The sequence below is a fragment of the Sorangium sp. So ce426 genome (assembly GCF_051475585.1).
In the GTDB taxonomy this organism is placed as follows: domain Bacteria; phylum Myxococcota_A; class Polyangia; order Polyangiales; family Polyangiaceae; genus Sorangium; species Sorangium cellulosum_B.
Genome location: NZ_CP150341.1, coordinates 3,734,350 through 3,749,253, shown reverse-complemented (window position 1 = coordinate 3,749,253; position 14,904 = coordinate 3,734,350). Strand labels below are relative to the sequence as shown.

Sequence of the window (14,904 nt, the reverse complement as noted above, 5' to 3'; positions counted from 1 at the left end):
GCGTACAGGATCTGATTGAACAGGAGCCCGACGCTCCTGCGCCATAGATCGATCTACGACGCCGCAGCAGCGGCCATCAGCAGCGCCAAGAGCCCCAGCACAACGATAGCTGCAACAATCCCAACGATCCGCTCAACTCTCGCTGCCTCTGCTCTCCGCTCACGCATGAGCCGCTCCGATGCTTCGTGCTCTGCCTGGGTCTTGGCCTTGACCGCATCCATCTGTCGCTCGACGACTTGTTGGCACGTCAACTTCTTGGGTCTGGACTCCTTTTCGCTCGCGAAGAGAAGCTCGCCGTCGTGGTCAAACCTCCAGGCGCGCCCGTCCCTACCAAAGAGCCAGTACGATCCATCGGGGCACACAGCAATGCTCATCTCCGGTTGCGGCAGCCTGTCGCGCTTTGACTCCAAGACGACGGACAGCTCACCCGTCGCGCTGATCCGCGCGAGCTGTCCGCTCCTGAGGACGTAGGCATTGCCGTTGCGGTCGACGCCGAGCGTGCGATATCGAGGATCTGGAGGCTCCGAAGAGAACTCCGCGCGGTAGATCTCGCGCCCATTCGCATCAAAACGCACGATCGACGCGCTACACAGGAGAAAGATCGACCCGTCCGTCCCGCACTGAAGACGCTTGAGCCCGCCTGCGATCTCGGTGAGATCCACACTCCCTGGAGCGCCGCCAGTCCAGAGAGGCAACTCCGCCCCATCCGGCGAGAGCCGCCGGAGGACACCGCCGTCCAGGATCAGGAGGGAGCCATCGCGACCGCAAGCCAAGTCGTCGCAATCGGACAAACCGCCATCGCTCTCCTTCACCATATGTGCTGGTTCTCCGGTAGGCGTACCGGTTCTGCCCGAAAGCCAGGGCTGGACCGACGTCTGCCGATCCGTGACGAGGAGTGTGCCGTTCGGAGAGAGCACGAGGTGCACAGCCCGCGATCGACCGCGCTGTAGCCAGCGGACGTTCATCGATGGATCGATGCACCAGAGTACGCTCTCGTGCTTTTCCCGGGCGAGATGTGTACCAACGGAGACCCAGTGCAGCAGCCTCGCCGCACAGTAGAGGTTGCCCTGCGCATCGACCGCCGCCATAGGCGGCTCTTCCCAATCGAACAGCCCTGCGGCGACGGCCTGCGGGGCCGGTGCGCTGTCGGCGATCGACGGATGAAAGATGAGAAACCAGCTCGCCGCCACCTTCCTTCGCCCCCGGTACACGAACTCGTCCGGCACGTGCACGTTCGCGCTGCAGAAGCGGCACGTGTACGCTCGGTTCACGCCGTCGAACGCGACCGGTGAGCCGCACTGCGGGCATGGAAACGTCGCCGCCTCCGCCGCATTTGCCTGCGCCATGGCGGGCGAGTCAGGATCTTCGCCCACGAGGTGCGTGATGTTCGGGAGCGCTCCCGCGAGCTCCACCGGCACCCGTCGCACCCAGGCCTGCTTGGCGCAGCGGTCACACCGGAGCATCGCCTGCTCCCGCACCTCCACGATGCTCGCGACGGGGATCTCCTCCTCGCATCCCTGGCAGCACGGACCGCGCCGGGTGTAAACGGCAGAGAGCTTCCTCGCAGCGCACTGTCGCCCCTCGTTCGCCAGCATCCTCGGCCCGTCGTAGACCGGATCGCGCAGCAGCGCCTGCCAGACATCGTCGCTCACCTCCGTCGACCTCCCGCAGCTCGGGCAGCCCACCTCGCGAGCCAGCGTGTTGACCGGCATCGGCATCCTGCAGGTGCCGCACTCCGTCTCGATCCTCACCGCGACGCTGATCATGCCTCTCCGCTCCTCTCCCCTCCCCCGCTCCCAGCCAACGCCCCCCAGCAACGCCAGCGAAGGCCCTTCAGGCTGCACGCTACCTCAGTGACACCCCCCGCGCGATGGCCTAGCCTCGCCCTGACCATGCCCGCGCAGCGCAACCACGGCTCACCCCCGACGCCTGCCGAGCTCTTGCAGAAGAGCCAGCGCGGCGAGCTCGCCGGCAGCCGCATCTCGGGCGCCGTCGCCCCCGGCATCGATCTCCGCGGCGCCGATCTCTCGCAGGCCCTCTGGCAGGACGTCGATCTGCGCGGCGCGAACCTCGCCGGCGCCACGCTCTCCGGCGCCATCTTCCGCAACGTGAACCTCGAGGGCGCCGACCTCACCGACGCCGACCTCACAGGCGCCCTCCTCGGCGGCCCTCCCGGCGAGGCCTGCCGCCTCGCGGGCGCCGATCTGCGCGACGCTGTCCTCACCGGCGCCTCCCTCCACCAGGTCGACCTCACCGGCGCCAAGCTCTCCGGCGCGCTCCTGGAGCGAGCCGATCTCCGCGCCACGCGCCTCCACAAGGCCGAGCTCCACGACGCCGTCCTCTCCGGCGCGCGCCTCCAGCGCTGCGACGCCCAGGGCGCCCGCCTCGACCGCGCCGCCGTCGACGGCGCCGATCTCTCCTCCGCCGACCTCACGGGCGCCTCGCTCCGCGACGTCGATCTCCGCGCCGCAATCACGACAGGCCTCCTCCTCGGCGGCGCCGATCTCCTGCGCGCCGCCGCCGCCGGACTCGACTTCTCCGCCTCGGGCCCCCCGGCGTCCCTCGCGGGCGCCGAGCTCCACGCCTCCCGGCTCACCGCGATCGATCTCCGCCGCACCGCGATCGAGGGCGCGCGCCTCGTCCAGTGCGACCTCGCCCGGGCCGACCTCTCCGGCGCGAGCTGCGACGGGCTCGTCCTCGACGGCTCCTCGCTCCGGGGCGCCCAGCTCCAGCGCTGGCGGGCCCGCGGCGCCTCGCTCGCCGGGGCGGACCTCACCGGCGCCTCCCTCGACGGCGCCGATCTCCGCAACGCCAACCTCGCCGGCGCCACCCTCGACGAGGCGTCTCTCGCCGGCGCGAAGCTCGAGGGCTGCTCGCTCGAGGGCGTCCGCCTCGCGGGCGTCGACCTGCGCGGCCTCGACCTCGCCGGCGTGTCCCTCGGCAAGGCGGCGCTCCGGGGCCTCTCGTGGGCCGGCGTGAACCTCTCCGGCGCCGATCTCGCCGAGGCCGACCTGCGCGGCGAAGGCCTCGCGGGCGCCGACCTCTCGGACGCCGACCTCTCCGGCGCCTGCCTCGCCAGCGCGAAGCTCGGCGGCGCCGCCTTCCGCGGGGCGCAGCTCGCCGACGTCGACCTCACCGAGGCCGATCTCTCCGACGCCGATCTCTCGGAAGCCGCCCTGTCCACCGCCGCCATCGCCGGGGCCGACCTCCGCCGGACACGGCTCTTCGCGGCCGACCTCTCCGGCGCCGATCTCCGCACCATGCAGCTCGCCGGCGCGGTGCTCGAACAATCGCTCCTCTGCGACGCGAACGGCGAGGGCGCCGATCTCCGCGGCTGCGTCCTGACGAATGCCACGCTGTCGGGCGCGAACCTCCGCGGCGCCAACCTCACCTCGGTGGAGGCCTCTCAGCTCAACCTCGAAGGCGCCGATCTGAAGGGCGCGAAGCTCGCGGGCCTGCGCGCCCCCGCCGCGAACCTCAGGAGGGCGATCCTCGACGGCGCCGATCTCTCCCGCGCCGACCTCTCCGACGCCGCGCTCAACGACGCCGCGCTGCGCCGCGCCCACCTGCGCGAGGCCAGCCTCGGCGCGGCGAGGCTCCCGGGCGCGGACCTGCGCGACGCGGTGATGACGAACGCCGATCTCTCGCTGGCCGATCTCTCGCACGCGCGCCTCGAGCGCGCTCACCTCGCGAACGCCAACCTCGAGGGCGCCGACCTGCACCGGGCCAGGCTCGATGACGCCGAGCTGCTCGGGGTGCGCACCCGCAACATGAAGAACACCGACCCTGACCGCGCGCGCGCGGAAGACTTCCAGACGGAGACCCGATGAACGCGAACGACGCTGTCGCCCTGGAACACGAGCCCTCCCCGGGCGGCGTGCTCGAGGCCACCCTCGTCGACCTGGAAGACGCCGCGCGCGCCGTCGTGCGCCTGGTCCGGCCCGGCGCCCCCGGCGTCGAGGGCGTCACGGCGCGCGCGCGGCTCGCCGTGCCCGGCTACAAGGCCACCCCCGGCGACAGGGTGCTCGTCTCGAAACACGTAACCACATCGGATTTTTACATCGTCGGCATTCTTCTCGCCGCCCGAGGGCCCGTGATCCACACGGCGGAGGGGGCCACGGCGTCGGCCGAGGGGAGCACGATCGCGATCCGGGACGCGTCGGGCGCTGTCGCGGTCACGTACGACGCCGCGACGGGCGCGGCGCGCGTCGCCGCTCCCGCGGGGGACCTGACGCTCGCGGCGCCGCGAGGGAAGGTCGTCGTGGAGGCGGCCACGGACGTGGAGCTCCGCGCGCGGCGCGATGTCCGGCACCGGGCGGGGCGGCGCGTGGCGAGCGAGGTCGGCGAGGGCGGCGAGCCGGCGCTCGTGGTGGAGCGGGCGGCCGTGCGCGTGTCCGCGGCGGCGGTCGACGTCACCTCGGAGAGGGCGTCGCTCCACGCGACCGAGGCGACCGTGCTCGCCGAGCGGATCGCCACGACCGCCGCGCAGATCGCCGCCACCGCCGGCCGGATGGAGATCCAGGCCGAGCGGCTGATCGAGCGGGCAAAGGACGCTTACCGCGACGTCGACGGGCTGCTCCAGACCCGGGCGAGGCGCGCGCGCTCGCTCATCCGCGAGGCGTATCAGCTCGTCAGCGATCGGACATCGATGGTCTCGAAGAAGGAGACATCGATCGACGGCGAGCGCGTGCTGCTCGGATGAGCCAGCGTGGAAGTGGAGGGATCCCGGGATGAAGATGCCCGCAGCGACGAAGGCCGGCGGCATGTGCTTCGCCATGCCGGACGTGTGCAAGGTGCCAGCGCCGCCGGCGCCCCCCGTGCCGACGCCGTTCCCGAACATCGGGACGCTGAACGGCTGCGAGTCGACCGTCTCCAAGGTGCTCGTCCAGAAGAAGGAGACCGTGACGGAGGCGTCGAAGATGCCGAGCAGCAAGGGTGATGAGGCCGGCACGCTCGGCGGGATGGTCTCGAACGTGAACCGCGGGCAGGTGACCTTCAAGCGCGCGAGCTCGAAGGTCTACGCCAAGGGGAAGAAGATCGTCTATCACACCGCGATGTCGGCCCATAACGGCTCGAACGCGAACATGCCCGCCGGCGCCCACGTCGCGCCCTCGCAGGTGAAGGTGTTCGTGGCGGTGTGATCCGCGCCGCTCATCGCTCCTCCAGCTTGGTCCCTGCCGTGAAGGCCTCCGCGATGTGGAGTTCGGCCGTGCGCGCCTTCCAGGTCTCCGCCTGATACAGGTTGGCGCCGCGCAGGTCGGCCCCCTCGAGATCGGCGCTGTCGAAGGCGGCGCGCATCAGGTTCGCCTGGCGCAGGCGCGCGCCGCGGAGCCGCGCCTTGCGGAAGCGGGCGTCGACGAGGTCGGCGCCCTCGAAGGTGGCCCGGTCGAGCGCCGCCCGGGTGAAGCTCGCCTCCGGGAGCGCCGCGCCCGCGAAGACGCCCTCGGTGAGGTCGGCGCCCTCCCACACGGAGCCCGGGCCCCGCGCGCGACGGAACGACCCGTTCCGGAGGACCACGTCGTCGGCGCGGAGGTCGGCGACCGAAGCCCCGTCCAGGGTGACGCGCGCTCCTGTAGCACCGTAAATTTTTACATCATCGAGCGTCGCGTCGCGGAAGCTCGCCTCGTCGAGGGAGGCCTGCATCATCTCGGCGCCGGTGAGGTCCGCGCGATCGAAGCAGACCCTCGTGAGCGTGGCCCCCGCGAAGCTGGCGCCGGGCGCCCGGGCCCCCTCGAAGACGGCGCCGTCGCAGCGCGCCTCCGCCGCGGCCGCGAGCTCCAGGACGGCGCCCGCGAAGCGCGCGGCCTTGACGCTCGCGCCGGTGAGGTCGGCCCGGGTGAGGTCGGCTCCCTCGAAGCGCGCGCCCTCGGCGTCGGCCTCCGCGAGCACGGCCTCGACGAGCCGCGCGCCGTCCATGCGGGCGCCCCGGAGGTTCGCCCGCTTCAGGATGACGCCGCCCAGATCGGCCCCGGCGAGGTCCGCGCCGGACAGGTCGATGCCGGTCAGGTCCATGCCGGCGAGCGGCTCGCCGAGGCGAAGGAGCTCGAGGACGGCGTCGCGGCAGGCGGCCGGCGGCGCCGCCACGGGATCGCTGGGAGCCGCCTCTTCTCGCGGGGGGACGTCGCCTTCCGCCTGCGCCGGCGCTGCGGCAGCCTCCGCCGCGGCAGCCCCCGCCGCGACAGCCCCCGCCGCCGCGCCGCTCCCGGCCGCCGTGCGCCGCCGCGCGCGCGCCTGGGCGAGCGCCTCGGCGATGCGCGCCTCGAGGGCCGATTCGCCCTCCTCGGCCGCGGCGTCGTTCGCCGCCCCCTCCTCGCCTGCCGCCGGCGCCTCGGCCGCCTCGCGCGCCGCGAGCTCCGCGAAGAAGCGCGCCCGCGCGTCGCGCTTCGCCGTCGGCTCGCTCTTCGCCCCGCCCTGCGCCATCGGCTCGCTCAGGACGAACAGCGACGCGATCTCGGAAGCGTCCTCGTCGGCCACGTCGAGCAGGCCCCGCCAGACCAGCACGAGCCGGAGCGCGTCGGCGTCGAACCACACGGTGTCGAGCCGCATCGGGACCTCGGAGAACCCGCCGCCGGCCTCCCCCGTCGCCTGCTTGAACGCGCGGACCCGCAGCTCGGGCAGCCGCCCCCGGACGACCTCGCCCTCCGGGCGCACGGACCAGAGCTCGAACGGCTCGTCCCCCCGGGGATAGGCGATCTGCTGCTCCGCGGGCGCGGCGTTGAAGAAGGTCCAGTCGAAGTCGTCGGGAAAGAACGGCCAGCGCGTCTTCCTCCAGCGCTCGCCGTACGACCCGATCTTCTCGAGGCGTTCGCTCCACGTCGCCGCGATCGGCGCGAAGCACGCCGGAGAGGGCCTGTCGCCCGCCGAGCGGATCACCCGATCCGGCAGCTCGAGCGACGGGAGCGCGCCGCCTGCCCGCGCGCCGTACCCGTTCCCGACGGGGTTCGGGCCGAACCCGGCGCCGCCGAAGGCGCTCTCGAAGCGGAGCGGGATGCGGTCCCACGTCCCGGGCGCGGTGGGCGCGCCGAGCGCGTCCCAGCGGCGCGGGCCGACGGCCGCGACGGAGCGGTCGAGCGCGTCGCCGAGGCGCAGCCGGACGAGCGCCGTGGCGTCGCCGTCGCTGGCGCGGTGCGCGTGCCCGACCAGCAGGACGTCGGCTCTCGGCTTGAAGATCGCGAAATCGGACGGGTAACGGAGGCTCTTCGCGGGGTCGTCGTCGACGTGGACGTCGCCGCCGGGGAGCTCCTGATCGGCCGCGATCGCCGCCGGCGCCCCGGGCACGAGGTCGAAGGTGCCCTTGACCACGACGGTGAGCGAGTCCCTCGGCGGCCGGGCCTGCCAGGGGACGGTGAACGCGGCGAACGGGGTGATGTTCAGGATCGGGACGTGCTCGGTCGTCCTCGCGGGCGGCGGCAGGTCGGGCGAGCCGGCGAGATCCTCGCTGGTCGGCTTCGACGGCTCCGGCTCGGGCAGCGGCAGCGTGGCCGTGGGCAGCGGCGCGCCGGCGTGCGCCGCGATGTGCGCGGCCATGGCGGGGAACGCCTGCCGGAGGGCCTCCAGCGAGACCTCGGCGGGGGCCCGCGCGGGCTCGGCCTGCTCCGCGGGCCGGGGCGGCGCGATCGGGAACGGCGCGTCCTCCTGGCGCGCGCCGCGCAGCACGTCCTGGAGGTTGAACTCGCGCGTGTCCGCGAGCACCGGCGGCTGCCCGGACACCGGCGGCGCCGGCGCGCCCGCGCCTCCGGCCGCCTCCCCGGCGCCGGGACCCGCCTGCGAGGCCTCCGCGGCGACGGCGCCGGGCGGCGCCGGGTCGAACGCGCGGAGGGCCTCGGCGAAGGCAGCGGGGTCGAGGGGGCGCGTCTGCGTCAGGTCGAGCGACGGGCGCGCCGCCTCCGCGCCCGCGCCGCGCGCGGCCCACTCCTCGGCGCTCATGCCGCGGACAACCGACGGATCCGGCTCGGGGATCGGGAGCGATGGCCGCGCGCCCGCGGGCGGCCTCACGCCCTCCGGCAGCGGCGCCGTCGTCGCGCCGACCGGCGGCGCGGCCGCGGCGGCGGGCTCCGGCGCAGGCCACGCCGCGCGCTCGTCGAGGGGCGCCAGCGTCACCAGGATCCTGCCCCGCTCGACGGCCTCCAGGGCGCGCTCCGCGACGGCCAGGGACGCGCGCCACGTCAGGGTGCAACGGAGCGCGTCGGCGTCGATCCAGAGCGTGTCGCAGCGCACGGTGAGCTCGACGCCGGCGGGGTCGGCGAGCCGCGGCGCGCGGAGGAGCACGCGCGCCGTCACGCCGGGAAGGCGAGAGCGCACCTGGGCGGCCGTGGGGTGGAGCCCTTCGAGCAGGATCCACTCGTCCCCGCGCAGGTAGCGTACCTGCTGGTCGCGCGGGGCCGCGTTGAAGTAGCCCCAGTCCATGGCGATCGGGAGCTCCGGGACGGGCCGCAGGAGCTTCGCGGGATCCCACGCGCCGAGCGCGCGCCGCCGCTGCGGCCACGCTCTCGAGATGGGCCCGAAGCCGTCGGGGGCGTCGGGCGCGGCGGGGTTGACGATGCTCGGCAGCCGGAGGTCGGCGGGATCGGCCCCCCTTCCGACAGGGTTCTCGGGGCAGCGCGCGCCGCCGAAGGCGAGCTCGTAGCGCACGGGCAGCCTGGAGAACGCGGCCGGCGCCGTCACCTGGCCGGTCGCGGGATCGCGCTGCCGCTCGCCCACGACCTGGAGCCGCTTGTCGACCGCGGGCGCGTGCCCGTGCGCGTGCACTTCGAAGACGGCGAGGCGCACCCACCGGTGGCTCACGCGCTGGCCGGGCGGGGCGTACGCGCTGCCGGTGAGCAGGACGTCGGCGCGGGGCTTGTGGGGCACGGCATCCGAGGCGACATAGAGGCTCCGGCCCGCGTTCTGCTCGTGGAAGACGTCGTCGAAGAGCGGCAGCGGCGCGGCCAGCGCGGCGACGCCGTCGGGCGAGAGCTGGAAGGTCGCCTTCACGGCGACGGTCACACAGGGTCCGTTCGCCGTTCGCCAGAGCAACGCCGAGGCGGCCAGGGGGGACAGGGAGATGAGCTGCATGAACGGCCCGGCACCCTAGCCGAGAGCGCCGGCGGATGCGCCCCCCTCGGCGACGCGGGGCCGCTCCGCGCTTCGACCTGCGTGGGGTGAGGAGCAGTGATCCTCGGGAGATAGGGATGAGAGACGAACCTGGGCGACCCGGCGCGAGATCCCTGGAGCTCCTCGCGCCCTCGTGTCCTCTTCTCCCGTGTCCTCCCGTGTCTCTGCCGTGGCGTCACGCCACGGCGAAGCCGGCGCTGAGCAGGTCTTGCGGCCGGGACGACGAGCCGATGTGGACACGGAAATCCCCCGGCTCCACCGCGCGGCGCCCCTCCGCGTCGACCAGGGACAGCTCCGCCACGGGCACGTCGAAGCGCACCTTGCGCGCCTCCCCCGCGGCCAGGCCCACGCGGCGGAAGGCCTTCAGCTCCTTCTGCGCCCACGTGGACGACGTCACCAGATCTTCGATGTACAGCTGGGCGATCTCGACGCCATCGCGCCCGCCAGCGTTGGTGATCGTCACCTCGAACGACGCCGTGCCGCCTCGCTCCACGCTCGGCGTCAGGACCTTCAGATCACCGTAGGTGAAGCGCGTGTAGCTCAGGCCGAAGCCGAAGGCGAACGCAGGCTCCTGCGTGAGGTCGGCGTAGCGACTCCCGTGCTGGCCGCGGGCCTGGTTGTAGAAGATCGGCTGCTGGCCCACGTGGTAGGGGAACGAGATCGTCAGCTTGCCAGAGGGGTTGATCTTCCCGAACACCGCCTCGGCCACGGCCCGCCCGCCCATCATCCCCGGGTTGAACGCCTCGAGGATCGCCGCCGCGCCGAGCGCCGAGCGCGGCAGGACCAGCGGCTTGCTGTTGACGAGGACAACGACCGTGGGAACGCCGGTCCTGGCGATCGCGTCCGAGAGGGCCCTCTGTCCGCCCATGAGCTCGAGGGTCGCCGTGCTCTTCGTCTCGCCGATGAGCTCGATCCTGTCCCCCAGGACCAGCACCACCGCGTCTGCGCCCCGGGCCAGCTCGACCGCCTTGGGGATGCCCGACTCGTCCTCGCTGAGAACCGAGCAGCCCGCGGCATAGACCACCTCACACCCCGGGGGCGCGAGCTCCCGTATCCCATCCACGATCGTGACGATGCTCGAGCGGGGGTGCTGCGGCCCGTTGCCGCCGCTCATCTGGCCCGAGCCGAGCGACCAGTCGCCCAGCTGGGCGATCGTGTCGTCCGCGTTGGGGCCGATCACCGCGATCCGCCGCGAGGGCCTCGACGTCGCCGCCTCCGCGAGCGGCAGGAGGCCGTCGTTCTTGAGCAGCACGAGAGACGCCCGCGCGACCGTGAGGTTCAGGTCCCGGTGGGCCGCACACCCGATGATCTCCTGGATGCGCTGCTCGCTGCTGTACCCGGGGTCCTCGAAGAGCCCCAGGGAGAACTTGAGCGACAGGACGCGCCGCACGACCGCGTCGATCTCCGCCTCGGCGAGGAGCCCGCGGCGCACCGCCTCCTGGGCGCCCTCATAGAACTGCGGTGTCGCCATCATCAGGTCGTTTCCGCTCCGGACCGCCACCGTGGCCGCCTCGGCCATGTCCTTGCAGACCTTCTGATCGAGCACGAGATTGCCAACGTTGTTCCAGTCGGTCACGAGGATCCCCTCGAACCCCCACTCCTCCTTGAGGACCTCCGTCAGGAGCCAGCGGTTGGCGGTGGCCGGGATCCCGTCCATGGACTGGTATCCAGTCATGAAGGCCATGCAGCCGCTCCTCGCGGCCCGCTCGAAGGGCGGCAGGAAATACGAGCGCAGGTAGCGCCGCGAGATGTTCGCCTCCGACGCGTCGCGGCCGCCCAGCGTCTCCGAGTACCCCGCGTAGTGCTTGGCTGTCGCCAGCACCGCGTCCGGATCGTCCAGGCCCTTGCCCTGATAGCCCTTGATCATCGCGCAGGCGAGCTCGCCGATCAGATAGGGATCCTCGCCGAATGTCTCCCCCACCCTGCCCCAGCGGAGATCGCGTGTGAGGCACAGGACGGGAGAGAACGTCCACTTGAGTCCCGTGGCCCGCATCTCGGCGGCGGTCACCCGCGCGACCTGCTCCAGGAGCCCCGTATCCCAGCTGCAGGCCATGGCGAGCTGCGTGGGGAAGATCGTGGCGCCCGCCCAGAAGGAATGGCCGTGGATCCCGTCGTCGGCCATCAGCACCGGAATGCCAAGGCGGGTGTCCAGCGCGCGCCGGATCGCCGTGTCAGCGTCCTTCCCGTTGCAGTGCAGGAGGCTGCCGACCTTCATCCGTCCGATCGCGTCCTCCAGATCTCCCTGGGCGTCGAGCTGCATGAGCTGCCCCACCTTCTCGTCCAGGGTCATCCGACTCAGGAGGTCTTCCACCCGCTTTCCCACGGGCTGCTTGGCATCTTTGTAGAGAGGAGCGTCGTTCATGGGTTCTCCTGCACGATGGGGAGCGCACGGCGACAAGTCCACCGTCGCGCTCGTCGCCCTCGTCGCGAGCGTCGCGGTGGGGTGCTTCGGCTGAAGGTGGGGTCTTTCAAACGGCCAAGTCGCCGTGCGACGCCAAGAAAACCACAAAATCTTGGCGTCTCATGGCGACTTGGCGGTTCCATCCTTACACGACGGTGAGGGAATCCCCCCACCGCCGCCGCGACCCCGACCCTCGTCGCCTCAGACGCGGAGCACGGCGCTGCCCCACGTGAGGCCGCCGCCGAGCGCGCACAGCAGCACGTGATTTCCGGGCAGGATCCGGCCATCGCGGAGCGCCTCGTCGAGCGCCATGGCCACCGAGCCCGCGCAGGTCCCGGCCGCGCTGGCGCCGTCGACCGCGCCGAGGACGCGCTCGGGCGAGCACCCGAGGCGATCGGCGAGGAGGGCGACGAGGTGCGGGTCGGCGTGGTGCGGGATCACCCAGTCGACGTCCGCGGGCGCAAGCCCGGCGGCCGCGACCGCCGAGAGGGCGTGGGCCCCGAGGTGCTCCTCCGCGGCCTGCCGCAGCTCGGGCTGCTTCACGCGCAGGTAGTGCCGCCGGTCGGCGAGCCGCTCCACGGTGAGCGGCTCCGCGGATCCCCCGCCGGGCACCTGGAGCACATCGGCCCTCTTCCCGTCGGCGCGCAAGCCGACGCTCAGGATCCCCCGACCGTCGTCGGTCGCCGGCCCGATCACCACCGCGCCGGCGCCGTCGCCGAACAGCTGGGCCGCGGCCCTGTCCCGCGGATCCAGGCGGCGGGAGAGCAGGTCCGCGCCGATGACGAGCACGTGCTTCATGGTCCCCGCCGTCACGAACTGGTTCGCCACCGACAGCCCGTAGAGGAAGCCCGTCAGCGACGCGGAGAGGTCGAACGACGGGATGTGCTCGGCGCCGAGCTTCTGCTGCACGTACACCGCGGTCGCCGGCATCGGCGCGTCGCCGCTCGAGGTGGCGAGGATGATCATCTCGAGATCGCGCGGCCCGACGCCGGCCGCCTCGAGGGCCGCCTTCGCCGCCCGCGCCGCCAGGTCGCTCGTCCGCTCGCCGGGCGCGACGCGGCGCCGCTCGTCGCTCGCGCCAGGGTCGCCCGCCGCGCCGTCCGCCGGCGGCGCGCTCCCCTGCGCCTCGCTCGTCGGGACGGCGAGCGGCAGGGAGCGGCCCGTGCCGAGGATGCGCGCGCGTGGATTTCTGGCATCGAACGTCATCGCGGCCGCAGCCTACATCAAGGGCTGCTCGTTGGAACGGGCGATCGTGCCCTGCCGCTCGGTCCACGGAATGCTTGAGTCGCGGGCGCGCTCCGGTACATAAAGCGCCTCGATGGCTACGAGCTCCGAAGACAGAGACCGCCCCGACACGGACGAAGCGCCTCCCGGCGAAACCGACGCGCAGGACACCCGCAGCGAGGAGGACGGCGAGGGCCGCGCCGACGCCGCCGCGCCGGCCAGAGCCTCGCGTCCTGCAAAGCAGGCTGGCGCAGCGCGGCGCCCGGCCGGCAAGAAGCCCGGCGCGCGGCCTCGCGCCGCCGCCCAACCGCAGGGCGGCTCGCTCGGCAAGAGCATGATCCTGTTCCTCATCATCATCGGCGGCCTCGCCGCGGCCTTCGCCTATTTCGGGCGTGAGCCTGCGGCCGGCACGGCCGGCCCCAAGTGGAAACCCGGGGACAAGTCCCAGGTCGAGGTCACCCTCGTGTCCACCGACATCAAGGATCTCGCCTGCTGGTCGGCCGACGAGATCAGCGGCCGGCACTGCGCGTTCGAGTCGCCCACCAAGGGTTGGTCCAAGGGGGACGCGGACGACAAAAAGCTGCTCCGTCCTTACACGACCACGGACCGCGTCCAGTTCCTCGCCGCCGGCCTCTGGAGCGAGCCCGCGCTCACCTCGGGCAAGCTGCCGTCCGCACGGTTCGCGGTGAAGTGCACCTACACCGTCGAAGGCAGGATGAAGCGGCCCGGCATCCGTTGGTCCAGCGAGGGCGCATGGCTCGACAGGACCGATGATTGGTACACGGGGCTCCTGTCGGACTGCAAGCTCATCACCCCCTGATGTCGCAGGCGCCGCGGCGTTCATCGTCCTGACGCGCGGGAAGCGGCGTACGACGCAGCGCATTCAGCCGGCGCTGCGCCGCGTGCCATGCCCCCCCTCGTGTGGCCGCGCCCCTCCGTGGTAGTGTGATTTTCGGCTTGGAGGTGCTCATGCCCTGTCATCGGGTGATCGCGTTGCTGTCGTGGGCCGCATTGTTCGCTGTCGCTGGATGTGAAGCCGACCCGGGCACCGTGGACCTTTGGCCGACCTATGTCACCGCATCGAGCTCCTCCAGCGGGGGCGCGGGCGGGGAAGGCGGAGCGACCTCCACCGTCGCGACGACGAGCTCGGGGGGCGAGGGCGGCATGGGCGGCGAGGGCGGCACGATGTGCACGTGCGAGACCGGGCTCTCGTGCTGTGGATCGGAGTGCGTCGATCTGACCGGCGATCCGCGCAATTGCGGGTCGTGCGGCACGACGTGCACCGAGGCTCAGGTCTGCATCCAGGGCGAGTGCGCGGATGCGTGCGCCCCCGGCTTCGGCTGCGAAGAAGGCCTCTGCTGCGGCGTGCGATGCTGCAACGCCGGCGAGATCTGCTGCGACTACGGCGACAGCGCCGGCGCGCCCGACCTTCACTGTCAGGCGACGGTGAACGGCACCTGCCCCCTCGCCTGCAGCGGCTGCGAGAACTGACGGACGTCGCTAGCGGCGCGCGGCGCACCACGCGGCGCCGCGCGCCGGCGCAATGTTCGCGCCGCGCCTCGTGAGCACGTCGCGCGCAGCGCGCCTCGCCCGCGCGCCGCGCGCGCCACGTCGGCTCACGCCTTCTCGAAGATCTTGCCCGGGTACTTTCGCTCGAAGTGCCCAACCACGCCCCGGCCGATCGCCTCGATCGTGAGCCCTGCGATGCCCATCTTGATGGCCGGCCCGATCAGGGGGACGAAGCCGACCGCCCGGGTGGCCAGGAATTTCAGGCCTTGCCCGAGGATCGCGAAGCTCCCGCCGGCGGCGGTCGTCACCACGGATCCCATGTTCTCGCCGTAGATCTCGCCGACCATCGCCATCATGTGCGTCTCGATCGCGACGAGCCCGGTGGAGGTCGAGATCGGGAGCGGAAGCGCGGCGAACGCCGCCCCGCCGATCGCGTAGCGGTGAACCCAGCGGAGAGCTTCATCCCTGCACGTCGTCATGTCCCGAGGTTGCCGCAAGTCGCGCCGTCCGTCCATCGAGCACCGCGCTGACGGCGCGCGCGCGTCGGAGGCCCGGTCACGTCCGGGCCTTCTGTGCGCTGCCTTCCCGCGCCGCGGGAACCGCGCGTGCATGGCCCTCGCTCGGCTCGACCTCCGCGATCGCGCCGGAGGGAGGCGCCCGAGGCAAAGCGACCCCGC

10 protein-coding genes are annotated in these 14,904 nt (G+C 72.6%); 5 read left to right on the top strand and 5 right to left on the bottom strand.

Translation table 11 applies throughout. The annotated features are described in order from the left end of the window. Positions 1–53: 53 nt before the first annotated feature. Positions 54–1,766, bottom strand: coding sequence for a hypothetical protein (locus tag WMF44_RS14175; protein ID WP_437299642.1), 1,713 nt, complete (start codon positions 1,764–1,766; stop codon positions 54–56). 126 nt (positions 1,767–1,892) lie between these two features. Here WMF44_RS14175 and WMF44_RS14170 point away from each other — a divergent pair, with 126 nt between their 5' ends. The 3 genes from WMF44_RS14170 to WMF44_RS14160 are packed head-to-tail and all read left to right on the top strand — an operon-like array spanning position 1,893 to position 5,141. Then, on the top strand, positions 1,893–3,830 hold the full coding sequence (locus tag WMF44_RS14170; protein ID WP_437299641.1) for a pentapeptide repeat-containing protein: 1,938 nt from the start codon (positions 1,893–1,895) through the stop codon (positions 3,828–3,830). Then, positions 3,827–4,702: a DUF3540 domain-containing protein gene (locus WMF44_RS14165; protein WP_437299640.1), complete on the top strand. Its 876-nt coding sequence runs from the start codon at positions 3,827–3,829 to the stop codon at positions 4,700–4,702. The genes WMF44_RS14170 and WMF44_RS14165 overlap by 4 nt, the downstream gene beginning before the upstream one ends. 28 nt (positions 4,703–4,730) lie before the next feature. Beyond that, positions 4,731–5,141, top strand: a complete 411-nt coding sequence (locus tag WMF44_RS14160) for a PAAR-like domain-containing protein (RefSeq protein ID WP_437290455.1) — start codon at positions 4,731–4,733, stop codon at positions 5,139–5,141. Positions 5,142–5,151: 10 nt separating this feature from the next. Here the strand turns inward: WMF44_RS14160 and WMF44_RS14155 are convergent, their stop codons facing one another. From WMF44_RS14155 to WMF44_RS14145, 3 genes are all read right to left on the bottom strand, one after another. Next, positions 5,152–9,054, bottom strand: a complete 3,903-nt coding sequence (locus WMF44_RS14155) for a DUF2169 domain-containing protein (RefSeq protein ID WP_437299639.1) — start codon at positions 9,052–9,054, stop codon at positions 5,152–5,154. 214 nt (positions 9,055–9,268) lie between these two features. Continuing rightward, entirely contained in the window at positions 9,269–11,455 is a 2,187-nt protein-coding gene (locus tag WMF44_RS14150) for a glycoside hydrolase family 3 N-terminal domain-containing protein (RefSeq protein WP_437299638.1), read from the bottom strand. A gap of 240 nt (positions 11,456–11,695) precedes the next feature. Next, the gene (locus WMF44_RS14145) at positions 11,696–12,700 is read right to left on the bottom strand and encodes a 3-oxoacyl-ACP synthase III family protein (RefSeq protein ID WP_437299637.1); all 1,005 of its coding nucleotides are present in this window, start codon (positions 12,698–12,700) and stop codon (positions 11,696–11,698) included. Between the two features lie 112 nt (positions 12,701–12,812). Between WMF44_RS14145 and WMF44_RS14140 the strand changes: the two genes are divergently transcribed. Together WMF44_RS14140 and WMF44_RS14135 are read left to right on the top strand one after the other, a co-directional pair. Beyond that, positions 12,813–13,538, top strand: a complete 726-nt coding sequence (locus WMF44_RS14140) for a hypothetical protein (RefSeq protein WP_437299636.1) — start codon at positions 12,813–12,815, stop codon at positions 13,536–13,538. A gap of 149 nt (positions 13,539–13,687) precedes the next feature. Continuing rightward, positions 13,688–14,209, top strand: coding sequence for a hypothetical protein (locus WMF44_RS14135; protein ID WP_437299635.1), 522 nt, complete (start codon positions 13,688–13,690; stop codon positions 14,207–14,209). 125 nt (positions 14,210–14,334) lie between these two features. Here WMF44_RS14135 and WMF44_RS14130 read toward each other — a convergent pair whose 3' ends face one another. Further along, on the bottom strand, positions 14,335–14,706 hold the full coding sequence (locus tag WMF44_RS14130; protein WP_157906655.1) for a hypothetical protein: 372 nt from the start codon (positions 14,704–14,706) through the stop codon (positions 14,335–14,337). Positions 14,707–14,904 lie beyond the last annotated feature (198 nt).

What these genes read in the sequence shown, in the direction of transcription:
- WMF44_RS14145 (WP_437299637.1), bottom strand. Translation starts at nt 12,700, where the DNA reads ATGACGTTCGATGCCAGAAATCCACGCGCGCGCATCCTCGGCACGGGC.
- WMF44_RS14170 (WP_437299641.1), top strand. Translation starts at nt 1,893, where the DNA reads ATGCCCGCGCAGCGCAACCACGGCTCACCCCCGACGCCTGCCGAGCTC.
- WMF44_RS14160 (WP_437290455.1), top strand. Translation starts at nt 4,731, where the DNA reads ATGAAGATGCCCGCAGCGACGAAGGCCGGCGGCATGTGCTTCGCCATG.
- WMF44_RS14140 (WP_437299636.1), top strand. Translation starts at nt 12,813, where the DNA reads ATGGCTACGAGCTCCGAAGACAGAGACCGCCCCGACACGGACGAAGCG.
- WMF44_RS14155 (WP_437299639.1), bottom strand. Translation starts at nt 9,054, where the DNA reads ATGCAGCTCATCTCCCTGTCCCCCCTGGCCGCCTCGGCGTTGCTCTGG.
- WMF44_RS14135 (WP_437299635.1), top strand. Translation starts at nt 13,688, where the DNA reads ATGCCCTGTCATCGGGTGATCGCGTTGCTGTCGTGGGCCGCATTGTTC.
- WMF44_RS14165 (WP_437299640.1), top strand. Translation starts at nt 3,827, where the DNA reads ATGAACGCGAACGACGCTGTCGCCCTGGAACACGAGCCCTCCCCGGGC.
- WMF44_RS14175 (WP_437299642.1), bottom strand. Translation starts at nt 1,766, where the DNA reads ATGATCAGCGTCGCGGTGAGGATCGAGACGGAGTGCGGCACCTGCAGG.
- WMF44_RS14130 (WP_157906655.1), bottom strand. Translation starts at nt 14,706, where the DNA reads ATGACGACGTGCAGGGATGAAGCTCTCCGCTGGGTTCACCGCTACGCG.
- WMF44_RS14150 (WP_437299638.1), bottom strand. Translation starts at nt 11,455, where the DNA reads ATGAACGACGCTCCTCTCTACAAAGATGCCAAGCAGCCCGTGGGAAAG.